The organism is Sodalis sp. RH20 (assembly GCF_047324205.1).
Classification (GTDB): domain Bacteria; phylum Pseudomonadota; class Gammaproteobacteria; order Enterobacterales; family Enterobacteriaceae; genus Acerihabitans.
Map to the genome: position 1 here is coordinate 865,667 of NZ_CP178733.1, position 25,498 is coordinate 891,164.

19 protein-coding genes and 2 pseudogenes are annotated in these 25,498 nt (G+C 54.0%); 9 read left to right on the forward strand and 12 right to left on the reverse strand.

What is annotated here, in order from left to right; translation table 11 throughout:
• Window positions 1-93: 93 nt before the first annotated feature.
• Entirely contained in the window at window positions 94-942 is an 849-nt protein-coding gene (locus tag ACL2XM_RS04070; RefSeq protein ID WP_413732446.1) for an SDR family oxidoreductase, read from the forward strand.
• Window positions 943-1,161: 219 nt separating this feature from the next.
• Window positions 1,162-2,571, forward strand: a complete 1,410-nt coding sequence (locus tag ACL2XM_RS04075) for a glutamine synthetase family protein (RefSeq protein WP_413733183.1) — start codon at window positions 1,162-1,164, stop codon at window positions 2,569-2,571.
• Between the two features lie 3 nt (window positions 2,572-2,574).
• Here ACL2XM_RS04075 and ACL2XM_RS04080 read toward each other — a convergent pair whose 3' ends face one another.
• Window positions 2,575-4,506, reverse strand: a complete 1,932-nt coding sequence (locus ACL2XM_RS04080; RefSeq protein ID WP_413729824.1) for a hypothetical protein — start codon at window positions 4,504-4,506, stop codon at window positions 2,575-2,577.
• 72 nt (window positions 4,507-4,578) lie between these two features.
• Window positions 4,579-6,045 carry an exodeoxyribonuclease I gene (gene sbcB, locus ACL2XM_RS04085; RefSeq protein ID WP_413732448.1) on the reverse strand — a complete coding sequence of 489 codons (1,467 nt, stop codon included), beginning with the start codon at window positions 6,043-6,045 and terminating at the stop codon, window positions 4,579-4,581.
• A gap of 432 nt (window positions 6,046-6,477) precedes the next feature.
• Between sbcB and ACL2XM_RS04090 the strand changes: the two are divergent.
• Window positions 6,478-6,767, forward strand: a pseudogene (locus tag ACL2XM_RS04090) (integrase core domain-containing protein); the annotation flags it as partial.
• Window positions 6,768-6,897: 130 nt separating this feature from the next.
• Here the strand turns inward: ACL2XM_RS04090 and ACL2XM_RS04095 are convergent.
• From ACL2XM_RS04095 to ACL2XM_RS04110, 4 genes are all read right to left on the reverse strand, one after another.
• The gene (locus ACL2XM_RS04095) at window positions 6,898-8,355 is read right to left on the reverse strand and encodes a hypothetical protein (protein ID WP_413732450.1); all 1,458 of its coding nucleotides are present in this window, start codon (window positions 8,353-8,355) and stop codon (window positions 6,898-6,900) included.
• Window positions 8,345-9,313 (reverse strand): glycosyltransferase family 2 protein, encoded by a 969-nt coding sequence (locus tag ACL2XM_RS04100; RefSeq protein WP_413732451.1) that lies wholly within the window; start codon window positions 9,311-9,313, stop codon window positions 8,345-8,347. The genes ACL2XM_RS04095 and ACL2XM_RS04100 overlap by 11 nt, the downstream gene beginning before the upstream one ends.
• Window positions 9,310-9,696, reverse strand: a complete 387-nt coding sequence (locus ACL2XM_RS04105) for a GtrA family protein (RefSeq protein WP_413723226.1) — start codon at window positions 9,694-9,696, stop codon at window positions 9,310-9,312. The genes ACL2XM_RS04100 and ACL2XM_RS04105 overlap by 4 nt, the downstream gene beginning before the upstream one ends.
• 227 nt (window positions 9,697-9,923) lie before the next feature.
• Window positions 9,924-10,109, reverse strand: coding sequence for a hypothetical protein (locus ACL2XM_RS04110; RefSeq protein ID WP_413728035.1), 186 nt, complete (start codon window positions 10,107-10,109; stop codon window positions 9,924-9,926).
• 419 nt (window positions 10,110-10,528) lie between these two features.
• Between ACL2XM_RS04110 and ACL2XM_RS04115 the strand changes: the two genes are divergently transcribed.
• Window positions 10,529-10,795 carry a hypothetical protein gene (locus ACL2XM_RS04115; protein WP_410014394.1) on the forward strand — a complete coding sequence of 89 codons (267 nt, stop codon included), beginning with the start codon at window positions 10,529-10,531 and terminating at the stop codon, window positions 10,793-10,795.
• Between the two features lie 419 nt (window positions 10,796-11,214).
• On the forward strand, window positions 11,215-13,275 hold the full coding sequence (locus ACL2XM_RS04120; protein WP_413723225.1) for a carbon starvation CstA family protein: 2,061 nt from the start codon (window positions 11,215-11,217) through the stop codon (window positions 13,273-13,275).
• A 568-nt stretch (window positions 13,276-13,843) separates the two neighbouring features.
• Here the strand turns inward: ACL2XM_RS04120 and ACL2XM_RS04125 are convergent.
• Genes ACL2XM_RS04125 through ACL2XM_RS04135 form a run of 3 tightly spaced genes read right to left on the reverse strand, consistent with a single transcriptional unit; the run spans window position 13,844 to window position 17,593 of the window.
• Window positions 13,844-15,067 (reverse strand): c-type cytochrome, encoded by a 1,224-nt coding sequence (locus ACL2XM_RS04125; RefSeq protein ID WP_413732452.1) that lies wholly within the window; start codon window positions 15,065-15,067, stop codon window positions 13,844-13,846.
• Entirely contained in the window at window positions 15,064-16,830 is a 1,767-nt protein-coding gene (locus tag ACL2XM_RS04130; protein ID WP_410014397.1) for a GMC family oxidoreductase, read from the reverse strand. The genes ACL2XM_RS04125 and ACL2XM_RS04130 overlap by 4 nt, the downstream gene beginning before the upstream one ends.
• A 7-nt stretch (window positions 16,831-16,837) precedes the next feature.
• Window positions 16,838-17,593, reverse strand: a complete 756-nt coding sequence (locus ACL2XM_RS04135) for a gluconate 2-dehydrogenase subunit 3 family protein (RefSeq protein ID WP_410014398.1) — start codon at window positions 17,591-17,593, stop codon at window positions 16,838-16,840.
• 582 nt (window positions 17,594-18,175) lie between these two features.
• On the opposite strand from ACL2XM_RS04135, the gene ACL2XM_RS04140 reads away from it, so the two are divergent.
• A complete protein-coding gene (locus ACL2XM_RS04140; RefSeq protein ID WP_413732453.1) occupies window positions 18,176-19,255 on the forward strand; it encodes an FUSC family protein in 1,080 nt (359 codons plus the stop codon).
• 129 nt (window positions 19,256-19,384) lie between these two features.
• Window positions 19,385-19,738, forward strand: coding sequence for a DUF496 family protein (locus ACL2XM_RS04145; protein WP_410014400.1), 354 nt, complete (start codon window positions 19,385-19,387; stop codon window positions 19,736-19,738).
• A 722-nt stretch (window positions 19,739-20,460) separates the two neighbouring features.
• Here ACL2XM_RS04145 and ACL2XM_RS04150 read toward each other — a convergent pair.
• Window positions 20,461-20,646: a hypothetical protein gene (locus ACL2XM_RS04150; protein WP_410014401.1), complete on the reverse strand. Its 186-nt coding sequence runs from the start codon at window positions 20,644-20,646 to the stop codon at window positions 20,461-20,463.
• 98 nt (window positions 20,647-20,744) lie between these two features.
• Window positions 20,745-21,695, reverse strand: a complete 951-nt coding sequence (locus ACL2XM_RS04155) for an L-lactate dehydrogenase (protein ID WP_413723221.1) — start codon at window positions 21,693-21,695, stop codon at window positions 20,745-20,747.
• Between the two features lie 153 nt (window positions 21,696-21,848).
• On the opposite strand from ACL2XM_RS04155, the pseudogene ACL2XM_RS04160 reads away from it, so the two are divergent.
• Window positions 21,849-22,442: pseudogene (locus ACL2XM_RS04160) on the forward strand (DNA-3-methyladenine glycosylase family protein); the annotation flags it as partial.
• Between the two features lie 152 nt (window positions 22,443-22,594).
• Here the strand turns inward: ACL2XM_RS04160 and ACL2XM_RS04165 are convergent.
• Complete coding sequence (locus ACL2XM_RS04165) at window positions 22,595-23,890, reverse strand: NCS2 family permease (protein ID WP_410014403.1); 1,296 nt, start codon at window positions 23,888-23,890, stop codon at window positions 22,595-22,597.
• Window positions 23,891-24,376: 486 nt separating this feature from the next.
• Here ACL2XM_RS04165 and ACL2XM_RS04170 point away from each other — a divergent pair, with 486 nt between their 5' ends.
• Entirely contained in the window at window positions 24,377-25,402 is a 1,026-nt protein-coding gene (locus ACL2XM_RS04170; RefSeq protein WP_410014404.1) for a substrate-binding domain-containing protein, read from the forward strand.
• The last annotated feature ends 96 nt before the right edge of the window (window positions 25,403-25,498 follow it).

Genomic DNA, 25,498 nt, shown 5'->3' on the forward strand with positions numbered 1-25,498 from the left:
CAACTATTTTCTTTCTGTGGGGCGCGGGCCCGCGCGGTCGGTTTTGCAGAAGATCACGCCTTAACGTACCAGACGCCTGAGGGAGAAGCATATATGAAAAAAATCGCCATAGTGGGTTTAGGCTGGCTGGGAATGCCGCTGGCGTTATCGCTGCTTGCCAGGGGATATCGGGTGGCCGGCACTAAAACCACGCCGGACGGCGTCGAGGCGGCCAGGATGTGCGGCGTGGAGTGCTATCCGCTGGTCCTGACGCCGGAAATCAACGCTGAGCAGGACGACCTGGCGGCGCTGTTCCAGGTGGACGCCTTGATTATTACCCTGCCGGCGGGCCGCACTATGGAACGCGCCGACGACTATTTGCTGGCGGTGCAGCAGGTGGTGGACAGCGCCCTGGCGTTTGCCGTGCCGCGCATTATCTTCACCAGCTCCACCGCCGTGTATGGCGATACGGCGGGCCTGCTGCGCGAAGACAGCCCGCTGGCGCCGGTAACGCCCGCGGGCGCGTGCCTGGTGGAGCTGGAGCGCTGGCTGCATCGCCTGCCCAATACGTCGGTGGATATCCTGCGCCTTGCCGGGCTGGTGGGACCGAGCCGCCATCCCGGCCGGTTCCTGGCGGGCAAGACTGGGTTGCCGGGCGGGTCGCACGGCGTTAATCTGGTGCATCAGTCGGATGTCATCGCCGCCATTGAGCTGCTGCTCAAGCTGCCTAAGGGCGGGCATATCTATAATATCTGCGCGCCGCGCCATCCGGCAAAGCGCGATTATTATCCGGCCAGGGCGCGGGAACTGGCATTGACCCCGCCGGAATACCTGGCCGACGAGGCCGGCGATGGCCGGGCGCAGGATAGCGGTAAAACCATCGACGGCAGCCGGATTTGCCGCGAGCTGGGGTTTGAATACCTGTATCCGGATCCGGCCCTGATGCCGATGCGCCTGTCGTGAGCCGGGCGGGGGCGTCAGGGCCTGATTGGCTAAAGACTGGATGTGGTCAAAAGCCGGATTTGCCAAAAAACGGCCTTGGCGCTATGTTTTTAGAGCAGGCGCAATATCGCGCCTGCCGGTTTGCTGTCCGCCAATGTTATGCAAAAGGGATGTTTCAGCGGGTAAACTATGCACAACCACGTAGCAATAGATGTTCTCAGGACGCGGCCCGCGCAGCAGATGGATACGCAGGCGCGGCGCGCAATGCTCGCCGACGGGCAGCGAACCAGCGCGTTCCAGCGTGAGATCGCCGCTTACCTGGCACGCCACCCCCAAACTCAGCAAGTCGATATTTTTCTCACCGATCTTAACGGCGGTTTCCGCGGTAAACGTATCCCGCTGACCGAACTTTCCACGATTGAAAACGGATGCTATTTCCCCGCGTCGCTGTTTGCCATCAACCTTTACGGCCACACGGTGGAGGATGCCGGGCTGGGGCAGGAAAAAGGCGAGCCCGATCATGTCTGCGTGCCGGTCGCCGGTACCCTGGCGCCATCCGCCGCCGATCCCGATTCAACCGCCCAACTGCTGCTGACCATGCTTGATGAGGACGGCGCGCCTTTTGACGTCGAGCCGCGCAATGTTCTCAATCGGGTGTGGCAGCAGTTGCGCGCGCGCGGCTTTAGCCCGGTGGCGGCGGTGGAACTGGAATTCTACCTGGTGGATCGCGCGCGCGACGCGGCGGGCCGGCTGCAGCCGCCCTGCGCGCCGGGAACCGGCGATCGCCATACCCAAAGCCAGGTGTATTCGCTGGATAATCTCGACCTTTTTGCCGCGGTGCTCAACGATATCGACCGGCTTGCTTGCCTGCAGGGCTTGCCCGCCGCCGGCGCCGTGGCGGAGTCCAGCCCCGGCCAGTTCGAGATTAACCTTCACCATGGCGATAACCCGCTTACCGTCTGCGACCAGGCCCTGCAGTTAAAGCGGCTGGTGCGGCTGGTGGCGGAAAACCATGGCATGCAGGCCACGTTTATGGCCAAACCCTACGAGGCGTTTGCGGGCAGCGGATTGCATATCCATCTGAGCCTGCGCGACGGGCAGGGTAATAACGTGCTGTCCGACGGCTGCGGCCGCCATGCCGGCCTGATGTGCGACGCCCTGGCCGGCATGCTCGATTTGATGCCCGCTTCCATGGCGCTGCTGGCGCCCAACGTTAACGCATTCCGGCGCTTTCAGCACGGCATGTATGTGCCTGTGCGGGCCAATTGGGGCTATAACAATCGTACCGTGGCGCTGCGCATTCCCTGTAGCGATGGCGATAACCACCGGGTGGAATACCGGGTGCCGGGCGCGGACGTCAATCCTTACCTGGCGCTGGCCGCGGCGCTGGCGGGCATGCTGCACGGCCTGGATAACCAGCCGCCGCTGCCGGAGGAAATTACCGGCAACGGCGGCGATGAACACCAGGGCGCGCCGCTGCCGCTGCGGCAAAGCGAGGCACTGCGGGCGTTTCGGGAGAGCACGCGCCTGCAGGAATTACTGGGCGCGCGTTTTTGCCGGGTTTATCATGCCTGCAAGCACGCCGAACTCAGCCATTTCGAGCAGTTGGTGACGCCAACGGAAATCGACTGGATGCTGAAGAACGCCTGATTGTTAATCAAACTGATAACTTATCCTGTTAACGGCCAGACCCAGTTTTTCCCGTTCCCGCCCGGTACCCAGGTCGCGTGGACTTTTCAGCGCATCGAATGCGATTTTAATAGCGATATTGCCGTCATCGCTGTCAATATTATCAATGGCAAACTGAATGCGCTGATCCCCTGGCGGTAAATCGAGGTCTTTGATTTTTTTATCACGGTAGTAAATTGCCCCTTTGACCGGTTGATTGGTTGATGCCGCTAGGGTAAAAACGCCTCGCCGCCAGGGTGCCGCTTTATGAAAGGCCATCCGCGCCGTTAGTCCTTCGGTCCAGCGATAGTCCGGCTCCGAGGATTTTCTCCAGCCTTGCCAAATATAATCACTGTGTTTCCAGCCGAAACGAAGTTCGCCGGCGGAGGCAAGCTCCGGCGCGGAGTAGGTGATGATAGGGCGGTTGTACACATAAAATAACAGGTTGTTAAAGCTGAGTTTTTCCTCAGGCTCACCGAATTGCCTGACAATGCCGTCAAGACATAGCTGCAAATCCGGACATTCCTCGCCGCCTTTGGCCACGGCGATAAACTGTCTTTGCGGCTTATCGTTGGTTTCAGGTATATACCAATAGTTAAACGTTTGCGACCGGCCGCCGCGCAGCATCAGTCCGGTGGCCTTATCAAAGCTGACAGGGCGTATCAGTATTTTCCACTGGGTATCCCAAGCGAGCGCCAGCGTTTTGGCGTCCCAATAGGGGCCGAAACCGTAAGATAGATCGTTTTTTTCCAGAAAAGCGCGCAATTCGCTCATGGACCGATCCTGTCCATTAGCGGCAACCTGCCAATGGGAGTAGATACCAGACAAAAACAGAATGCCTAGGAAGCCCAACAGCGGTTTGTGCATGCGATACACCGCGCTGGTGAAGATAGCGATAATGGCCAGATAGACAATGTTGACAAAAAAACGCGCGCTATAGGAGGCCCCGGGGACACTGCTTAAAATAAAAGCCGAGGTAATGCCAGCCAGGGAAAGAAAGATAACCCTATCTAGACTATCATGCTTGGCCATAGTGATAAGGGTATAAAAGTAGAGGAGAATAAGGATAATGGCCGAAATTATCTTTAGATTATCTGTCTGGATAAAAAAGACATTCAGGCTGCCCCCCACGCCCACCAGAAACCAATAGGCATTTGCCAGCATCTGTTCAGGCGCGCCCAGCGTGAAACGGGCCACCGGTAAATGAAGAAGTCGTTCAATAATATGTGTAAAAAGGATAATGCCGGTAATAAATAACGGAATAACATATTTTTTGGGCTGCGTCCTGGCGATAAAACCAGAATAGAGACTGGTCAAAAATAATGGCAGAAAATAGGCCGCCTGAAACCAGGGATCCGAAACAGAGGCTATAATTATCAGCGCACAGAGTCCAATCTCATAAGGAAAACTAAATTGTTGCGGTTTAACAATATACAGATAAACGCATGCCAGCCCATACAAATTAGTCAGGTTATGGGAAAAAGGATGTGAAATATAGGCTACACTGTAAGCAAATACGGATAAACCGCAGAAGAATGGAATCAACAAAAAGGCGTAACGGCTGCGGGTTTTGTGAAAACAGATTAAGGATGATATCACCGCGGCTAAAAAAACTTGGGAAATTTCAATAAATTTAATAATGGATATTGAAGTGGATCCTGTAAGTTTAAACAGCAGGAAATGAATAGGGTAGGTGGATAAGTACCAGTTATCCACCGTGGGCCGCCACTGGGATAACACCGAAAAACCATGAAGCTGGATTTCATGCCAAACGATAATTGAATTGGCGACATCATTGTCCGCACTGAAGTTAATCATCACAAAATGATAACTTAATATCATACCCAATATAATATTTATTGCAAAAAAGGAAGGGTGCAGCCAAATGCTGTAACCCCGTTGCCCACTTTTTTTCATTCCTAATCTCTCTGGTGTTTATACTTCAGGCTAGGGTGAAACATAGCCGGTTATAAAGTTAATGTCAGTTTATTAAAGCTGTTGCATATAATCAAACAGCACCTTCAGGAGGCGGGTTTTTTGCTCATCGCCGGCATGTTCGGCATAGAGCCGTTCCAGGTTTTCCACATAGGCTTGCAGCGTTTCCGGGGTAAATAATCCTTTGCGGTATGCCAGCCAGCGTTGCTGTTCACCGTCATCGAGGGTGTGGGGAAAGTTACGCGCCCGATAGCGAAACAGCAGCGGGGCAAGGCGCGGGTCGACAAAACTGATATCCAGCGCCGGCAGGTTAACGGGATCGGTTGCCAGGATAATATCCATGGCCGCGCGGTCGGCATCGCTGAAAAAACCATCGTACAGCTGGGCGTCGACGTTATCGGATCCGGCAAAGGGCTCGGCTTCGGCATACAGCGCCACCACTTTTTCCCGCACGCCGGCGTGCCGGCGCAGCACCTGCAGGTTTTGCAGGCAGCGCTCGCGGTCAATCCCCAGGCGTTCCGCATCCTCCGGGCGCAGGGTACTGGCGGGCGCCAGCACCGGGCATTTATTGATATGCACCAGTTTAATCGGCACCGCGGACAGTTCGCCGAGCTTATCGCGCCGCGTATAAAGGCGGGTACGCAATTCATCGGCGCTGAGATCCAGAAGTACCTCCATATCGCCGGCCAGGTCGCAGACGATCAGGGCGTTTTGGTTCTCCGGGTGCCAGGCCAACGGCGCAATCCAGCTGGTATTGCCGCGCCCGGCGCCAAACATGCCCGAAACATGGACCAGCGGTTTCATGGCGGCGATATCCACCAGGCTTTTCAGCTTTTGCTTGCCGCGATGCTGGTAGAGATACTCGAACAGCTTCGGCTGCGCCTGTCGGGCCAGCTTCGCCATGGCAAGCGTGGCGTGGACATCGGCCATGGCGTCATGGGCGTTGGCGTGTTCAACGCCGTTGGCGCGGGTAAGGTGCTCCAGGCGAAAGCTCGGCAAACCGTCATCATTAAGCGGCCAGTTGATGCCCCCGGGACGCAGCGCGTAGCAGGCGCGCATCACGTCCAGCAGGTCCCAGCGCGTATTGCCCTGGCGCCAGCTGTAGGCGTAGGGATCGTAGAAATTGCGGTAAAAAATATTGCGCGTCACTTCGTCATCGAAACGGATATTGTTGTAACCGAGAATGCAGGTATCCGGCACGCTGAACAACCCATGGATCCGCCTGGCGAATTCCGCTTCGCAGACGCCCTTGCGGGCGGCCTGCTGCGGCGTGATGCCGGTAATCAGCACCGCCTCGGGATCGGGCAGGTAGTCGTCGGCCGGTTTGCAGAAAAATACCTGGGGCTCTTCCAGCGGTTCGAAGTCCAGCCCGGCGCGGATCCCCGCGAACTGGGCGGGCCGATCCAGCGCCGGATGTTTGCCGAAGGTTTCGTAATCATGCACCAGAAAGCTCGGTTGCTTGGGAGTAGTAGCCACGATGGTCAAAAGTCCGGTTGGGTGGATAGCGCCGATCGTTATCATCGGCTTTATCGGCGTATTATGTCATGATTAACCGCTAAACCCTACCGGGATGACCGGCGAATCACCGCGTTTGGCACTGGAAACCGCTGTGGCAGCCGGGATGGTGCGGCTCGGTTAACGGCGCAAGGGCGATACAGTATGGGGTCACCGGCACTATTGTACCCAAGATGCTTTAATAGCGAAACTTCACGTAATTGTGGTGCCGGGGAAATCAATAGTAGGGCTTGTCCCGCCAACCCAAGACACGGCAATCACTTATGAGGCCGTGGTAACACCTGTAGTCCCCCTGAATTTAGCCTTCCCGCGTAATGGCGTTCTCTGGTTAAAATACAATTAACGGAAGGCTCCTCATGAAAAAACGCGTTTCACCGAATCTCAGATCCTGCGGGTCTTGGAAGAGTTTGTCAGTATGCTTCATGTACCTCTGCTGTACTGTTACGCTTATACCACGGTCCGGAACTGATATTGCTTACGCTGGCGCACTGGACGGCAGAGCATAGCGTGATACTGGAATTTATCAGGCCGGGCAAGCCGACACAGAATGCGTTTATCGAATCGTTTAACCGGACGTACCGGACAGAAATACTGGATTTTTATTTGTTCAGGACACTGAATTAAGTACTGAATATAATAGCGAGCGGCCTCATGAATCCCTGAACAACCTGGCGCCGGAAGAGTACCGGCTGATGGCTGAAGATCCTGAAATCTCAAAAAATGCGTGAAACTAAAAACGATCTACTTACACTACAATTCAGTGGCTTATCAGAACAGCTTGCGGAAAGTCTGCATGTCACATCAGAGAAAAGTAAAGATAGGCGGCCCTCCGCAAAGGAGAACCCGCCTGATTCGTAATTATTTAAGGCTAATTACATGATTCCATACCATTATTTTACAGTCTCTGACTTCAATCACGCGATCGGGCATGCCAAATTTTTGCCGGGCAATTTGTTCTATATGATTATTTTCAGCTATGACGAAGTTATTCCCGGCGTCATACCATGAATTTTTTGTCAGCCATAGATAGGGATCAATATTATCATTTACCGGCGCAATGATAATATCACCTAGCGCCGCCGTTTCAGAAGCATACCAGAAAGTCGCAAAACCACGGGTTAGGCCATTCTTCTGAAGCGTTTCACGTATTTCGACTTGTACTGTACGGGCAGCATGTTGGTGCCTGTATCCATGTAGGGTGTTTATCGCCAAAACGATGGTGATAAAAATAAACAGCGCTTGCCATCGTTTAGTCAGGACGATGTTTCGCCCGACCAGTATCGACATAAACACATAGACAGGGAATAAATAGCGGCCTGAGGCTAAATCAATAGGCATATTGCTTGCGAGAAAGGCAACACTAAGCGTTATTCCTGCCACCATAAGTGAACAATCGACAAAAGACAATGTTTTGATATTCTTTGCAACTTTTACAACGCCTACTACTAATGCTAAAAATAATAAAAAATGCAGTAAGTTAAAAATTGCGCTTGTGTCTTGTATGGGTTTGCCGAAAAACATCGCATCAAAAAAGTGAAGCGAGCATAATACAAATAAATAAATATTATTAAAAATTTTATCAAATTCAACAAACGCAGGCAGTGTCGTGCCGGGAAGATGAAATCCATTCATTAGCAGGAATAATTTTGCTATTACCTTGCTAAAAAAGTAGCCGATCAGTGCGAAAATTAGAATGTCAGCATTACGCCATTTTTCTCCCTTAAGCACATCTACAATAAAGGAAATAAAAACAGGTATAAATAAAAGGTATAGGGAAATTCTGTCACTGAATAATATCAGTGCAAATGCAAAAGGCAGGATGATTTTCAGCGTAATGCTTTTTTTGCCGGGGCGCTGATAATGATCAATTAACAAATATGTGATTAATATGGCTACATAAGTGCCGATATGTATACAAGGTCTTACTGCTATTGTGGCGATAAAGCCACCGGGAACAGCGAATACTGCAAAGGGCAACCAAATATTTGATTTCGCTTTTACCTTTATCAAATTTATTGCGGCGATACTTGTTGCAGCGTACAGAATACCGGGTATAACATACCATTGCCAAATGTGATAACCAAAAATCTTAGTGAAAATACCATAAAAAATAACATCAGTAAAAAAATAGGTTTCGGTAGAAAGATGCCAGTCTTGTAAAAAGAAATTACCCTGGCCTAAATCTTTACCTTCCAGAAGAATAGAAGCTCCATCAGAATTTAAAGGGATTATTTTTGCAATATATGCATAGATGACTGATAATATAATAAATGCTAATAGGTTCAGTATTAAACATTTCGTTTTATTATTTAACATCGTTATAACCTTTTTCCTCAGAAATAAAGAACTTTGGCCTGCGTTTGGTCTCGACGTATATTTTTCCTATATATTCCCCAATAACGCCAAGAGATAGCATCTGTACGCCGCCAAGAAAAAATACCCCTATCATTACTGACGCCCAGCCATCAACTGTACGACCTAATAATTTTTCAGTGATAGCATAGATACCTGCCAGGGTTGAAAGGGCCGCTATAAATAATCCAAACACTGCAATCATTCTTAAGGGCGTTATAGTTAATGAAGTAATGCCCTCAACAGCAAGAGATAGCATTTTTTTCAATGGATACTTAGACTCGCCCGCAACTCTACTACTTCGTGAATAAAAAACTTGTGTCGAAGGAAAACCAAGCATTGGGATTAAACCCCGGATATAAATATTTTCTTCGCGGTAATCCAGTAAGGCGTTAAGGGCCACTCTGGATAATAGCCTAAAATCAGCATGATTTTGAATTTGATTAACACCCATGAATGACATGAGCTTATAAAATAGTAACGCAGTATTTTTTTTAAGAAAAGTATCTGATTGTCGATTGTTTCTGACACCGTAGACTACATCGAATCCTTCATGGTACTTAACTACCATATCCTCAATAGCATTAGTATCATCTTGCAGGTCGGCATCGATACTGACAACAATGTCTGCCTCAGATTTTCCCAAACCTGCGATAAGGGCAACCTGATGTCCTTTATTGCGGGATAATTTTATACCTTTTACGTTATCATGACCTTGGCAAGACTCAGAGATAAGACGCCAAGTATCATCTTTACTGCCATCATCGACAAATAAAATGCCACTTTGTGATGAAATTAACTCTCTGTTTTTTAACCGATTGATGATATTTCTTAATTCAGCCAGACAAAAAGGGAATGCCTCGGTTTCATTATAGCAAGGCACGACTATATCTAGTGAGGGACATTTTCTAAAGGTCTTCATTTCATAACCCAAATTTTGTTAATGATAAAACCAGTAATAGTATATGCAATCATCCCAAATAGTTGTACAACATAAATAGAATCCGGAATGATGAAAAGTACAAGTTTGATGATAACAACATTGACGATATACGATAACAAACAACCGAGGGCGAATTTTAGCATCCTGTAGCCAGTTATTTGTTGACTGAAAGTGAATATGCTATTGATAAAATAACTGAAGAGAATACCCACAACATAGCCAGAAAAATTGGCCAGGTACATATTTGTGCCTATTGCCATTAGGGCAAATATGACAACAGCAGTGACTGCAGTATTTATTAATCCTACCAAGCAATATTTATAAAATTGAACTGATGAAGGTTCAAAAAAAAGCTTAGCCATCTCATCGATACCGTTACGCTTGATTAAATTAACATGTAACAATTATGGTATCACTTTATTATCAATAAATCATCAAAATGAAGAAGAAGAATGATGATTGATTTTTTATTTCAACAATATGAATGATAAGGATTTTGTTGGACAATGGTGTTTTTTTAACCATTGAAGGCGGCGTGTTAATTAGCGGCTATAACTTTGTTATCAATGCTGCATAAGTCTGGCAATGATCATTGGCTAGACCCTGACTGAAGCGTATGTAATAATGCGCCGGTGTTGATATTCTCTGGGCGTGCGGTAACTAACGCGCTATCCAGCGGGTTTTCTTTCGAGTCTTCCAGCATCCTTTCCAGAGTCAATACCGTTGCCCGGTTACCCGGGGTTGGCATTTTGCCGATATCATTATGCTCCATCATATTTATGGCGCTTTCCGCTCAAGCACACCCTGTTATTACGCAAATATCGCTACGCCCGTTTTGCATTCATCGGGGTGAGGCCTTCAGCCTCTGACTGGGGAGACTGGAGGACACATGCCCGGCGATAGCCGTAAATCGCATAGACCAACGCTTGCTGAATATGCGCCACCAGCATGCGCTTACCGATTGGATGAAGCCGTCGCCCAACCTGAAAGTTGGGATTATGGTGAACATGAACGGATAATTGCGCACGCGAGATGTCCTGCGATTGTCCCGCCTGCCGGGCGTCGTCCCAGGTCACCAAGCGCGCGCCATTCGTACCGGGATAGCCAGTATCATGGCGGTTTGCACCGGGAACCGAAGCGGTAGCCGCGATGGTGATTAAACAGTGCTTATGGACCTTTTATGGATAATACCGCATGCATACATTAATTATCGTGGTGGTTGGCCTGGCATTGCTCGGCCTGTTTACCTATAGCGCGCATTTTGTCGGCCGCCCGGCCATAGCGACGGCGGTAAAGGCTTTTATGGTGCTGTGGCTGGTCATCTCCCTGGCCAACCTGGGCGTGGGTGTGTTCCGCGCCGGTTATACGCTGCTGGAAGAACTGCCGGTGCTGGCGCTGGTGTTCGGCGTTCCGGCTATTGCCGCGTTATTGGTGCACAAGCGTTTAAACAATAAAAAATAGTCTGCCTGGGATAACGGCACGCCGGAGTGGGAATAGATTACCCCGCCATGGCTGCCGCCGGCTGGGTGGCGCCTGGACTTTTCACGGCCCTTGCGTACGGTTTAACCGCTGCGACATATCTTAATTACGTCATGCCGCCATGCCGCCATCAGCCCCCCGAGTAGGTTTATCACCAGCGCCGCCAAGGCGCGCCGTGCCGCCGGTGGCGGGGGCCGGGTGATATTTGGGCGCGCACAATTATAGCCGATGTCTGATTTTCAGTAAGAGATAGTTCAAGCTTTCCTGGCGGATCACATTTATGAAAATTGCGTCTGTCAAAACGGTTTAAGCAATGTTATGAGAAATAGTAATAAAACATTTCAGTCATTCCTGCACAGCGTTTTATTCAGTTAGCTAATACATTATCAAGGAGCGGGTGTATGCGAAACATTGCTTCCCATCTGGTTTGGGTGTTGGTTGCCGTTGCGGGCGCTTTTGGGATGGGCGTTATCGCCTTGCATAACGGCGAAAAAATTAACGCGTTGTGGATCCTGGTGGTGGCGGTGGCGGTTTATCTGATTGCCTATCGCTATTACAGCCGCTTTATCGCCAGCCGCGTGCTGCGGCTGGACGCGACGCGCATGACGCCGGCCTATCGCCATAACGACGGACTGGATTACGTCCCCACGAATAAATATGTGCTGTTTGGGCATCACTTTGCCGCCATTGCCGGCGCCGGTCCCCTGGTCGGTCCGGTTCTGGCGGCGCAGATGGGGTATCTCCCCGGCATGATCTGGATCCTGGCGGGCGTGGTGCTGGCGGGCGCGGTGCAGGATTTCATGGTGCTGTTTGTGTCGACGCGGCGGGACGGACGATCGCTTGGCGACTTAATCAAACAGGAACTGGGCGCGGTTCCCGGGGTGATTGCGTTATTCGGCACTTTTATGATCATGATAATTATCCTGGCGGTATTGGCGCTTATCGTGGTTAAAGCCCTGACCAACAGTCCGTGGGGCGCGTTTACCGTGGGCTGTACCATCCCGCTGGCGATTTTCATGGGCATCTACCTGCGTTTTATCCGGCCGGGTAAAATTGGCGAGATCTCGATCATCGGCTTTATCGTGCTGATGGCCGCCATTATCTACGGCGGCGATATCTCCCGCAGCCCCACGCTGGCGCCTTTCTTTACCCTGGACGGTAAACAGCTGACCTGGACCTTGATTATCTACGGCGGCGTGGCGTCCATCCTGCCGGTCTGGCTGCTGCTGGCCCCGCGGGATTATTTGTCCACGTTCCTGAAAATCGGCACCATCGTCGGGCTGGCGATCGGCATCGTGTTTATCGCCCCGACGCTGGAAATGCCGTCCATGACCCGTTTTATCGACGGCACCGGGCCGGTATGGTCGGGTACGCTGTTTCCTTTCCTGTTTATTACCATCGCCTGCGGCGCGGTGTCGGGCTTCCATGCGCTGATTGCCTCGGGCACCACGCCCAAGATGCTGGAAAACGAGACCCAGGCGGCTTTTATCGGCTATGGCGGCATGTTGATGGAATCCTTCGTCGCCATCATGGCGCTGATTGCCGCGTCGGTTATCGATCCGGGCATTTATTTTGCCATGAACAGTCCGGCGGCGGCGCTGGGCGGCACGACGGTGGAAGCGGCGGCGGCGGCGGTCAGCGGCTGGGGATTTGAGATCACCCCGCAGATGCTGACCGACTACGCGCAATCGGTGGGCGAAACCAGCATCGTGTCCCGGGCGGGCGGCGCGCCTACCCTGGCGGTCGGCATGGCGCATATCCTCAGCCAGGCCGTGAGCAGTATCAGCATGGCGTTCTGGTATCATTTCGCCATTCTGTTCGAAGCGCTGTTTATTCTCACCGCGGTGGATGCCGGCACCCGCGCCGGACGGTTTATGCTGCAGGATCTGCTGGGCGTGGCGGTGCCGTCGCTCAGGCGCACCGATTCGCTGGCGGCCAATATCATCGCCACCGCGCTGTGCGTGGCCGCCTGGGGGTATTTCCTTTACCAGGGCGTTGTGGATCCGCTGGGGGGCATCAATACCCTGTGGCCGCTGTTCGGCATCGCCAACCAGATGCTGGCGGCCATGGCGCTGACCCTGTGTTTTGTCGTGCTGTTCAAGATGAAACGTCATGTCTACGCCTGGGTGGCCGGCGTGCCGATGGCGTTCTTATTGGTGTGCACCACCACCGCCGGGCTGATGAAAATCCTGTCCGGCGACCCGCGGGTGGGGTTTCTTGCGCTAGCGCGTAAATACCAGGCGGGCATCGACCAGAATCAGATAATCGCACCGGCCAAAACCATGGAGGAAATGGGACGGCTGGTATTCAATAATCAGCTGAACGCCGGGCTGACCGCGCTGTTTATCTTTGTGATGATCAGCATTTTGTTATTCGGCTTACGTTCGGCCTACCAAGCCTACCGGCTGGATAAACGCAGCGATACGGAAGTGCCTTATCAGGCCTTGCCGCTGATGAAATAACGGGGCCGGCCCGCGCCGATCGCCGGCGCGGGCGGTTTCGTCCGCTATTTAAATCCAGGCGAACAGGCCGATAACACAGAGCCAGAATAAACCACTTAGCAGGAAAACTAATCTCCAGGCTAAAGAACGTGAGATGTTTATCATATATCCAGGTATATCATTTAAGAGGTATAAATAAAGGCGACAAAACCTATTTCGTGAAAAATGGGCCAGATAATCGGCTTTACCAAGAACTATTCGTTATCTTAGCCCATAAATAAAAACTATCACAGTGGGGTCTGAAAAAAAGGATCTATTTTATCGTTAACCTATTAATTAATATGAAATTAAAATAGCGTTAAAATTATTTTATTTATAATTTAATATTAATATGAATTTATACGGATAAGAGTTATCAGTAAATAAGTTGTTTTTTGACAAAATAAACCTGGCACATTAGTTTGTTATTCAATTAATGCAAATATGAATAAAGAATTAAGTAATTAAATAAGATTAACAAGCATTGCCATGAAATGGGCGAAGCCGGCGCTGCGGCCGGCTCTGCCTGTACGATGAAGGGCGCCGCGCCTCAGGGCCGCAGCGTTTTGCGCATCTCCTTGACGTCGTCGGCGTTGACCGGCGCCGCGGCGTTGCCCCAGCTGTTGCGGATATAGGTCAGGACATTCGCCACCTGGGCGTCATCCAGGTTCCAGGCGAAGCTGGGCATGGCGGGCGCGGTGGGACGGCTGTCGGTGGCGCCCGCGCGGCTGCCGGCCAGCACCACGTTTATCAGCGAAGCGGCGTTGGGCGCGCGGATGAGCGGATTTTCGGCCAGGCGCGGGAAAATATTGGCCTCGCCGGTGCCGGAGGAGTTATGGCAGGCCGAGCAGCGATCGAAATAAATGGCCTTGCCCGCCACCATCCGGCTGTCATCGGCGGCCAGGGCCGCGGGCGCCTTGTCCGTTGAGGCCTTGCCCGCCTTCAGGTAGACCGCCACCGCCTTGAGGTCCGCGTCATGCCAATGCTGGGAAGAGTGTTCCACCTCTTCCGCCATCGGGCCGGAGGCGATATCGAAACGGTTGACGCCGGTGCGCAGGTAGGCTATCAGATCCTCTTCGCTCCATGCGCCGATGCCGGTATGCGCGTTATTGGTAATATCGGGGGCCCACCATGCCCCCAGGCTGTTGCCCTGCAGGAAATTGTCGTTCTTGTCGCCGCCCAGCAGGTTCTTGGGCGTATGGCAGGTGCCGCAGTGACCGGGGCCTTCCACCAGATAGGCGCCGCGATTCCATGCGGCGGATTGGGTCGGGTCGGGGGTGTAGACGCCCTTAGTGAAATTCAGCCAGTTCCAGGCAATCAGGCTGGTGCGAATGTTAAACGGAAACGGCAGCTGATTGGTTTCCACGGGGTGGTAAATGGGCTGGAGGGTTTGCAGGTAGGCCCACAGCGCCTGATTGTCCTCGCGGCTCATTTTGGTATAGGCGGTAAACGGCATCGCGCCGTAGAGACGTTTGCCGCCATGGCCTATCCCTTCCGACATGGCCCGCTGGAAATCATCAAACGTCCATTTGCCGATGCCGGTTTCCACATCCGGCGTGATATTGGCGCCCAGCAGGGCGCCGAATGGCGTGTCGATACGGAACCCGCCGGCAAAGGGTTTGGCGGCATCCGTGGTATGGCAGGCGGTACAATCGCCCACCACCGCAAGGTAGCGGCCCTTTTCCACCTGATCATACTCCGGCTGCGCCTGGGCATGTCCCGTCCAGGCGGCCAGCGCCAGCAGGCCGGCGTAAAATGAAATCAGCTTTTTCATGCGGTGATCATCTCCCCGGGGCGTTGCAGGTAGTAGTGGCGAATGGCGTAGGCGGCCTTGAAGGCCAGCGCCCCCACGGTGCCGGTGGGGTTATAGCCGGGATTCTGCGGGAAGGCGGAAGCGCCGACCACAAACAGGTTGGGCACATCCCAGACCTGCAGGTGTTTGTTTACCGAGCTGTTGGCGGGATCGCTTCCCATAACAAAGCCGCCGACGATATGGGATGACTGATAGGGCGCCGAATTCCAGTGGCCCTTCATTGGGCGCATATAGTATTCCCGCGGATTCATCGCCTTGGCGATCTCGCCGACTTTGCCGGTGCAATACGCGGCCATCTTCAGATCGTTGGGGGAGAAATCGAAAGTCACGCGCAGCAAGGGCCGGCCCAGGGGATCTTTATAATTGGGATCCAGGGACAAGTAATTGGTGCGCGTGCTGTAGCTGCTGGCCTCGCAGCCAATGCTCATGCTGCTCAGGTAGTTTTTCTTGACCTGGCGCTTGAACTCGCTGCCCCAGGTCGGCGCGCTGGGCGGGGTGGGGTGATAGGCGATCGGCGCGGCGCCGATGGGCGTGACGCGGATGCTGCCGCCGCCGAAAAAGCCCAGGCCGGTATGATCGAAATTGTCGTTATTGAAATCATCGATGCCCATGCCGACCGCCCCGGCGCCGATAAACGGATTGAAGTTTTTATTATCAAAAAACAGCTGTACCGAATTGGCGGTTTGGTAGGCGTAGTTGCGGCCGGTGGTGCCGGTATTGGTCACCGGATCGTAGGGTTTTCCCACGCCGGATAACAACATCAGGCGCACGTTTTCAAAGGTAAATGCCGTGACGATGACCAGGTCGGCGGGTTGTTCCCATTCATCGCCGGAGGAATCAATATAGACCACGCCGGTGGCACGTTTGCCCGTGGAGTCGAGGGTGACTTTCATGACTTCGCTGTTGGTCAGGGCGGAGAAATTGTCCTTGCGCACCAGTACCGGCAGCACGGTGGTTATGGCGCTGGCCTTGGAATAGTTGGCGCAGCCGTAGTTGGTGCAAAAACCGCAGTAGGTGCAGGGGCCCATGGTCACGCCCAGTGGGTTGGTATACGCCTGCGATACCAGGGATGAGGGAACCGGAAAGGCTTTATAGCCCAGGTTTCGGGCGGCTTCGGCAAACAGCGTCGGGCCGTAGGGCTGCTTCATCGGCGGCGTGGGATACTCGCCGGAGCGCATGCCCTCATAGGGGTTGCCGCCGTCGCGCCGGGTGCCATTGACATTGGACGCATAGCCCGAGGTGCCCGCCAGCCGCTCGAATTGCATATAAAACGGCTCCATCTCCTGCCAATCGGTGCCCCAGTCCTGCAGGGTCAGTTCTTTTGGCATGGCGTCGGCGCCGTAGCGTTCCAGCAGATGGCTTTTCAGGCGGAATTCTTCCGGCTGGAAGCGGAATGTGATGCCCGCCCAATGGTTGCCTGCGCCGCCGGTGCCGTTACCGGGATGAAACGATCCCCAGCTGCGCATGGGCAGGGCGGTTTGCGAGGGATCGTTGCGTACGGTAATGGTATTTTGTTTGGTGCGCAGCATCAGCTCCTGGCTGCGGTTATAGCGCAGCTCGTCGGTCACCGAGGCGACGTTGAAATCCCGCGCGGTATCGCGCCACGGGCCGCGTTCGATGGCAATGACTTCCAGGCCGGCGTCGGTCAGTTCATTGGCGATAATCGCCCCCGCCCAGCCCAGACCAATCACCACCACATCGGTTTTGGGGAGTTTCTTTGCCATAATGGTGTTATCCCTTGGTTTTCCATTGCTCACTGCCGCCAATGCTTACCGGCGTTAAATGAAGATCCTGATTATGCTGTTCGATAAGATCGCGGTAGTCGTACCGCGCGCCCGGAAAACCAATCATTTTCCATGACACCATATCGCGGTTGCCGCCGTACATCGGGTCGGCGAAAAAGCCTTCCATGGTGTTGTCCAGCACCTGTTTGAAAAACAGTTTGGCGTCGATATTGGCCAGTTTGATATCCCCTTTTTCCAGGCCGGTCAGAATGTTATCGCGCTGTTCGGGCGGAAGTTCGTGAAAGGCTTTCTGAAAGGTGCTGCGGCAATACTCATCCAAATCGGCCAGGCCGATGCGGTAACGCTGCTGGGGCACCAGGGGGGATTGGTCGCCCTGCTCGGGGGTGCCCTCCTGAAAAGGGCCTTCACGGTAAAGCCGGGAGAAGGTGCCGTAAAACCCTTTCATCTGACGGTCGATGAATACCACGCATCCGGCGTCTTTGCCGCTGACGCTGAGCTCGTCGGCGGGGATAAACCGCTCGACCATGGCTTCAAGCGTCGCCACTTCCTTATCGTTAAAAAACAGCCAGCCCTGGTCGGCAAAGGTTTCCGTCGGGTTGTGCGCGAAGGGCTGCCAGCCCGGCGCGCCGGCGAGGGTGGCCGCCTTGGCGCTTACGCCCGCGCCGATAGCCAAGGTCGCGGCGGAATAGGAAAGAAGCTGCCTGCGGGTTACCCCCGGCAGCGTTTTTTTTCTTTTGCGCATATGTGCTTCCCGTCTCTTATTGTGGCGTGCCTGTGCAGGCTCCGCACTGTTATCTGCGGTAAACGACCGGCTAAGCCGGGGTCGTAAACCCCATAACTATAAAGGATTCTTCCTGCTAGCAAATTATGAATATGTTGCTAACAATTACGTAACTTTGCAATGGTACCGGTTCCTACCGCTCCGGCAACACAGGCCGGCTGCGGAGCAGCAATGTGAGCATTAGATTTATCTGCTTGAATTAACGCATCAAAATCCGACGGGATGCGTTTAGCCCCCCGGTAAAAAGATGTAAGTGAATTAGACAGGCTCCTTGACGCCGCGGGTTTTGCCTGGCGGCCTGACCGGATGCCGGGGGCGTCTGCAAAACCGCTCGCCACACGGCGTGCGTCGAGACGAACCTTATGATTAATAATATTTTTATGTTATGTAGCATTATAGCGGGATAACCCTGCCCTTAGAGAAAAGAGTTGTTTATAGCGCCATGGTTACAATTTGAAATATGGAAGACTAATTATTGATGTGAAAAGTAGTTAATTTCATTAAACTACCTATCCCGCTTCGTTTTTGCCAGGTCGATTTCCCGTGCGTTTGGACAGACAGATTTCCTCACTAGAACATACCATTTACCAGCATTACCGCATTGCCCACGGCCTGCGCATCGGCCTGGCTTTTGTGCTGACCTTTATGATTATCCGTCTGCTGGATATTCCGGAGGGCACCTGGCCGCTGATCACGCTGGTGGTGGTAATGGGGCCGATTTCCTTTTGGGGCAATGTCCTGCAGCGGGCGGTTCAGCGCATTATCGGCACCGTTTTTGGCGCCGCGTCGGGGCTTATCGGCCTGCGGCTGGAGCTGTATTCCCTGCCGCTGATGCTGATATGGTGCGGCCTGGTGATGTTTATCTGCGGTTACCTGACGCTTGGCAAGCGTCCCTACCTGGCGTTGCTTATCGGCATCACCCTGGCGGTGGTATGCGGCGCCGGGGCGGGGGATATGCAAACCGCCTTGTGGCGCAGCGGGGATGTGATTATCGGTTCGCTGCTGGCGCTGTTGTTTACCAGCATCTACCCGCAGCGGGCGTTTATTCACTGGCGCATGAAGATGAGTTTCGGCCTGATTGCCCTCAGCAAAATCTACGCCGCCTACCTTTCGCCCAATATCATCGAACGCCCCCGCCTGGACGGGCGCCTGAAAAAACTGCTGGCCGATGTCAGCAAAACGGGCACCCTGGTGACGCCGGCCAGCAAGGAAAGCGCGGTAGCCAAAGAGGTGTTCGACGCCATCCAGGATCTCAGCCGTAATATCGTCTGCGTACTGGAACTGCAAATCGACGCCTGGTGGGCCTCGCGCGAGAGCCACTTTATCCTGCTCAACGCCACCACCCTGCGCAGTACGCAAAGGGTAACCCTGCGCGCGCTGGTGACCCTCGCCGAGGCGCTGCGCCAGGGCAATCCGGCGCCGATTGTCGCCAATAGCGGCGAACTGGCGGTCATCGCCGCCGAGCTCAAATTATTAATGGAGCAGGCCAGCCAGCGTAACGAGGTGGAGGCGCCGATATTCGGCTACGTCTGGCTGAGCCTGAAGCTGACGCAACAGCTGGAGCAGTTGGCGCGGCTGCTGTGTCAGGCGTTGCGTAAGCCATTGCCGCAACAGGAAGAATGAATTATGGCCCGGCGGTAAAAACGGGTAACATAGTGAAATGCCATTGCACCGGATAGCTGCTACTCTGTAAGGTAATGACTATGCGTTTGCGCACCGTTTTCAACCTATGACTTCAGCAAGGAAATTGACATGGATCACATCAAGCCTTCATTCCAGGATGTCCTGGAGTTTGTGCGAATGTTTCGCCGTAAAAACAAGTTGCAGCGTGAAATAGCCGATAACGAGAAAAAAATCCGCGATAACCAGAAGCGTGTCCTGCTGCTGGACAATCTGAGCGACTATCTCAAGCCGGGCATGACCATCGAGGAAGTGCAGGCCATCATCGCCAGCATGCGCACCGACTATGAGGATCGCGTGGATGATTACATCATCAAAAACGCCGAGCTGTCGAAAGAGCGTCGCGAACTGTCCAAAAAATTAAAAGCCATCGGCGAAGTCAAGGCTATGGCCGCAGGCGCCCCTGAGGCGGGTAAACACATCTGATCGTTCTGATGCCGGTCCGCCCGTGGCAACCTGAATCGCCGCCGGCGGACCGGCTTTTTTTACCGCCGGCAATAAAAAATTGAAACAACGTATTCATTCAATAAAAAATAATAATCCTCGTTCAATAAATAAAATTCCTAAGAATAAAAAATATAATGATAACATACGCTCAATTTTATGATTGTCGCTGAGGAAATGCGCCGCTTCACCATTGCAAGGTTCCCCTAGCCTGAATAATATTGTAGATTAACGGGATAATAGTATAACAGATTAAACATAATCATATATACAATGGTTATGGTGTGTATGATTGACCTTGTTTTATTATAAAGACCGTATGCTTAATGATAGTTACTTAATGATGGTTACTTAATGATAGTTAATTATGATCCATTAACAGTGGCGAGCTATTTACCAGCAAAGGATGGAAGAAGCATCTCCCGCAATCAGAGCCTGTTTCTGACGGAAAGGGAGCCGACAACGGCATACGCAAAACGCAGGTAAGTTATTTCATGACTATCAGGAAATATCAAATCGGTATTATTATTCGCCCGATTTTATTATTATTTACAATAATAATATTATTTCAATCCATGGAGAATGCCAGGAAATCAGCACCGCTGATCCAACCCGTTTTACCTGTTTATTACCAAGGGCCATGGTCCCCGGCGGCGCAGACGGCAAATCCGTTTTGCCCGGTCCCGGATTGCGCCACGAGCGGTTTAGCCGTGCAATGTCCCTGTGCGTATCATCAGCACGCTTTTGGCGCCGGCAATATCAGGGCGGTAAACAAGGATAAACTGTGCCAACGTCAGGAGCCGGGCGATCGCAGCGTTTACCGCTTTATCAAGAGCGATATAAAACAACGGGTAAAGCGGGCAATCAGGCGCTTGCTGCGCCTGGGCCAAAAATAAACGCCGCGCCCAAAGCCGCGTTGCAAGGCAAGCGCACGGGGCGCGCCCGCCATCGCCAGGTTTTAGGCCGGCGTGTGGCAGGGCGCGCCCCGTCAATGGTGCACCACCGCCAGCCGCTGGATATTCTTTTTGATCGCCGCCGCCGAATCATCAAACTGACGCTGCTCCACTTCATTTAAATCCAGCTCGATAATCTGCGCCACGCCGCGCTGCGCCAATACCGCCGGTACGCCGATCGCCAGGCCCTGCTTGCCATATTCGCCGTCAAGCACGCAGGAAACCGTCAGGGCGCGATGGCTGCTGGTGAATACGTTGCGGCAAATTTCGGTAATGGTGCCGGCGACGCCATATTCGGTGCAGCCCTTTTGGGCATAGATTTCAAAACCCAACTGACGCGTCCGCTCGCCGAGCGCCGGGAAATCCAGCTCATGACCGGTTTTCAACCGGCTGTATTCATTAAGCGGCATGCCGTATACCGAGCAGTGCGACCACACCGGGAATTGCGTATCGCCATGCTCGCCAAGGATAAAGGCGTCCACGCTTTGCGCGGCGATATCCAGTTGTTCCGCCAGGATGCGCCGTAAACGCGTGGTGTCCAGCCAAACGCCGGTGCCCAGCACCTGGTGCCGCGGCAAGCCGGACAGCTTCCACACCTGATAGGTAATGATATCGCACGGGTTGGTGGCGATGAGGAAAATTCCCTTGAAGCCGTTGCGCATCATCTCCGGCACGATGTTGCCGACGATGCGCGCGGTGCCGTCCAGCTCGTCCAGCCGCGTTTGCCCCGGTTTCAGGCCGCCGCCGGACACGGTAATCACCGCGATATCGACATCCGCGCAGTCGGTTGCCGGCCGGGTGCTGATAACGATACGGCTGGGCATATACGCCGCCGCATCCGCCAGATCCTTGCGATGGCCTTCAACCAGCTGTTGGTTTAAATCCACCAGGATGATCTCTTCGCAAAACTGCTGGTTGAGCAGGGCATACGCGGCGGAAGAGCCGACATTGCCCGCGCCGATGATCATCACCTTACGTGGTTTCATGCATTTTACCTCGAGAAAAAGGGTTACGTGACCCGGCACACGCCGTCGATGCCGCCGCAGTTTAACAATTTTAAATGAATTATGGCCTGATTAACAAAATGGTATTCTTATACGCGACCCTGTTTTCCTCATCCAGACCTATTGAGCGACGTTATGGCTAAATTTGAATACGGCACCAAAGAGCTGTCCTGGCTGGCAAAAAGGGATAAACGCATGGCGCAGGCCATCGAGCGCGTCGGGATGATTGAGCGGCCCCTGATGCCGGACCTGTTCGCGGCCCTGGTCAGGAATATTGTCGACCAGCAGATTTCCACCAAGGCCGGCCTGACGGTAAACGCCCGCCTGGCGCTGCTGGCGGGCGCCATTACCCCCGCCGCCATGGAAAGCCTGACCGCGGAACAAATCCAGTCCTGCGGCATGACCATGAAAAAAGCGCTCTATATCAAGGGCGCCGCCACCGCCGCCATGAGCGGCGAGCTGGATCTGGCGGCGCTGCCGTCCCGCCCGGACCCGGAAGTGATCGCCACCCTGTCGCGCCTGCCGGGCATCGGGGTCTGGACGGCGGAAATGCTGATGATTTTTGCGCTCGGCAGGCCCGATATCCTGAGCTGGGGCGATCTGGCCATTCGACGCGGCATGATGAATCTGTACCGCCATAAGGAACTGCCCCGCGAGCGCTTCGAACGCTATCGCCGCCGCTATTCGCCTTACGGCACCACCGCCTCGCTGTATCTGTGGGCCTGTTCGGCGCCGGGGTTCAGCATACATGCTCCGATTGTCCCTGGCGATGCGCGCAGCGCCGAACCGGCAACGGCGGCGAAATAATGCCCAGGCGGGCCGAATCACGGCAAAAAAATACCCCGCGGGCGGGCGCCGGCGGGGTAGAGGGAAGACGATAATCAGGCGCTGAGCCAGCCCAGCTTAATCACAAACAGAATTGACAGCACGATCAGCGCCGCGTTCAGGTCGCGGGTGCGTCCGGCCAGCAGTTTTACCACCGTCCAGGTGATAAAGCCGAAGGCGATGCCGTTGGCGATAGAGTAGGTCAGCGGCATGGTCAGCGCGGTAACGGTGACGGGCGCCGCGACGGTGATGTCCTTCCAGTCGATTTCCGCCAGGCCCGAGGTCATCAGCACCGCGATAAACAGCAGGGCGGGCGCGGTGGCGAATGCCGGCACGCTGGAGGCCAGCGGCGCGAAGAACAGGCTGAGCAGAAACAGGATGCCCACCACGATCGCGGTCAGGCCGGTACGGCCGCCGGCGCTGACGCCCGCTGCCGACTCGATATAACTGGTGGTGGTGGAGGTGCCGAGCAGCGAGCCGAACAGCGCGGCGGCGCTGTCGGCGATGAGCGCTTTACCCATGCGCGGGATATTGCCCGCCTCGTCGGTCAGGCCGGCGCGTTTGGTTACGCCTATCAGGGTACCGGAATTATCGAACACGTCCACGAACAGGAACGCGAACACCACGCTTACCAGGGAAATATTCAGCGCGCCGCGAATATCAAGCTGCAAAAAGGTCGGCGCAATGGACGGCGGCATGGAGATCACGCCGAAAAATTGGCTGTAACCCATGGCGATGGACAGGAACGTCACCGCCAGGATGCCGATCAGCACCGCGCCGGGCACCCGGCGGGCTTCCAGCACTACAATCAGCACAAACCCCAACATGGCGAACAGCGGACCCGCTTTGCCTAAATCGCCCAGGCCCACCAGGGTGGCCGGATTGGCGACCACGATGCCGGCGCCTTCAAGGGCGATAATGGCCAGGAATAACCCAATCCCGGCGGCAATGCCCGAGCGCAGCGGCAACGGAATGCTGGTGATGATCCACTCGCGGATCTTGAAAATCGACAGCGCGAAGAAAATCAGCGCCGATAAAAACACCGCTCCCAGCGCAATCTGCCAGGTATAACCCATATGTAAAACCACGGTATAGGTAAAGAACGCGTTTAGCCCCATGCCCGGCGCCAGCGCGATCGGGTAGTTGGCGATAAAGCCCATCAGCGCCGAACCGATGGCGGCGGCCAGACAGGTGGCGACAAACACCGAGCCTTTATCCATACCGGTGGCGCTCAGGATCGACGGGTTAACAAACAGAATATATGCCATTGCCAAAAAGGTGGTCAGCCCGGCCAGAATTTCGGTTCGTACGTTGGTACGATGGGCCTTTAATTGAAATAGTTTTTCTAACATGGGAGTTTTCTCATTGAAGTTGTCTGCACAGCCAAAGCAATCGCTATGCCACTATTGCAACCGCATGCCAAAGGCGGCAATGGGTGAAGCAGGCGCATTATATAGGTAATTCTAAATTTGCCGCAGCAAAAACGTAATCGGTTGCGCGGACGGCGGCACCATAAGCGTGCCGTCGCCTCACCATTAAGGTGCGTGGGCGCCTTTATGGTGCGCGGCGCGGCCGCTCCGGTGTGGCGCCAGGGTCGCGGCCACCCTCGGCAGGCTTGCGTGACATCACATTTCCGCACGTCTTTTTGACCTCTCTCACGCTTCGCGCATCAGAAATCAACCCTTTCTTGAACATTTTTTTCACATTATCTATACATAGCGGTGTAATTTATTTCTTTATTATGAAATAAATTACAGCGATTCCCGGGCTCGTGGTTCCGTTGTTGTTTCGCCGTCGCGGCTGAGCCAGGCCAACCCATCGTTTTCCGGGGAAATACCATGATAAAACACCTGCTTGCGTTGACCCTTTTTCTTGCCGCCCTGGTCGGCGGCGCCCAGGCTGCGGCCGACGACGGCCCCCAGTTTCGCTGCAAGCCGGGCGAAACGTATTATATGAATGTGATGGTCACCGGCGTGGAGTATTGGTTTCCGGTGTATGAGATGTTCAAACAGGCGGCGCACCAACTGGGCTGTAAAACGGTGTATGGCGGCACGCCGGCGTATGACGTCAATCAGCAGTTGGCCAGTTTTGAACAGGTACTGGCGCAAAAACCGGCCGGCATTTTTTTGCATCCGATGAACCCCGATCCCTTTATCGAGCCGATTAATCGGGCGGCGGAGGCCGGCATCCCGGTGGTGACCTTTGCCGCCGATTCGCCCAACAGCAAACGCGTCGCCTATATTACCTCCGATAACTTTCGCGAAGGCCGCGCCGCCGCCGACCTGATGGGCAAAGCCATTAACGGCAAAGGGGAGTACGCGGTGCTGGAAAATCCCGGCCAGGACAATCACGACCGGCGGGTCAGCGCCTTTATCGACGAAATGAAAACCCATTACCCGGATATCAAACTGGTGGGCCGCGCGGCGACCAATCAGGATCCGTCGAAAGCCTACAATGCCGTACTGTCTATCCTGCAGGCGCATCCCAACCTGTCGGTGCTGTTTATGCCGGAAGCCAGTTCCGCCATCGGCGCCGCCCAGGCGGTGGTGGAAAACGGCGGTAAGGTTAAGGTGATAACGGTGGACGTGAACGCCAAGGTGCTGGATATGATCAAGGCGGGCCAGGTGTTCGCCGCCATCGATCCCAACCAGGGGGTGCAGGGCTATATGGGATTTATGACGCTGTTCCTGGCGGCTCATCCTGACCTGATCGATCCGATGAATGATGCCAAACGCACCGGCGCCAACCCCTTTTCCTTCCCCTTGCTGGATAACGGCTATGCCGTGGTCACCAAAGATAACGCCGATGATTTCCGCTGGGACGGCTATTTGAAACGCCGGGGCACCAAAGGAATTAATGAGTAGGGTACCCGCCACGCCGGCGCGCGGCGCGCCGGTTGTCTGCGGCGCGTTCACGCGCGGGAAGTTCGCCATGTCATTACATTTAACCCTGAGGGAGAG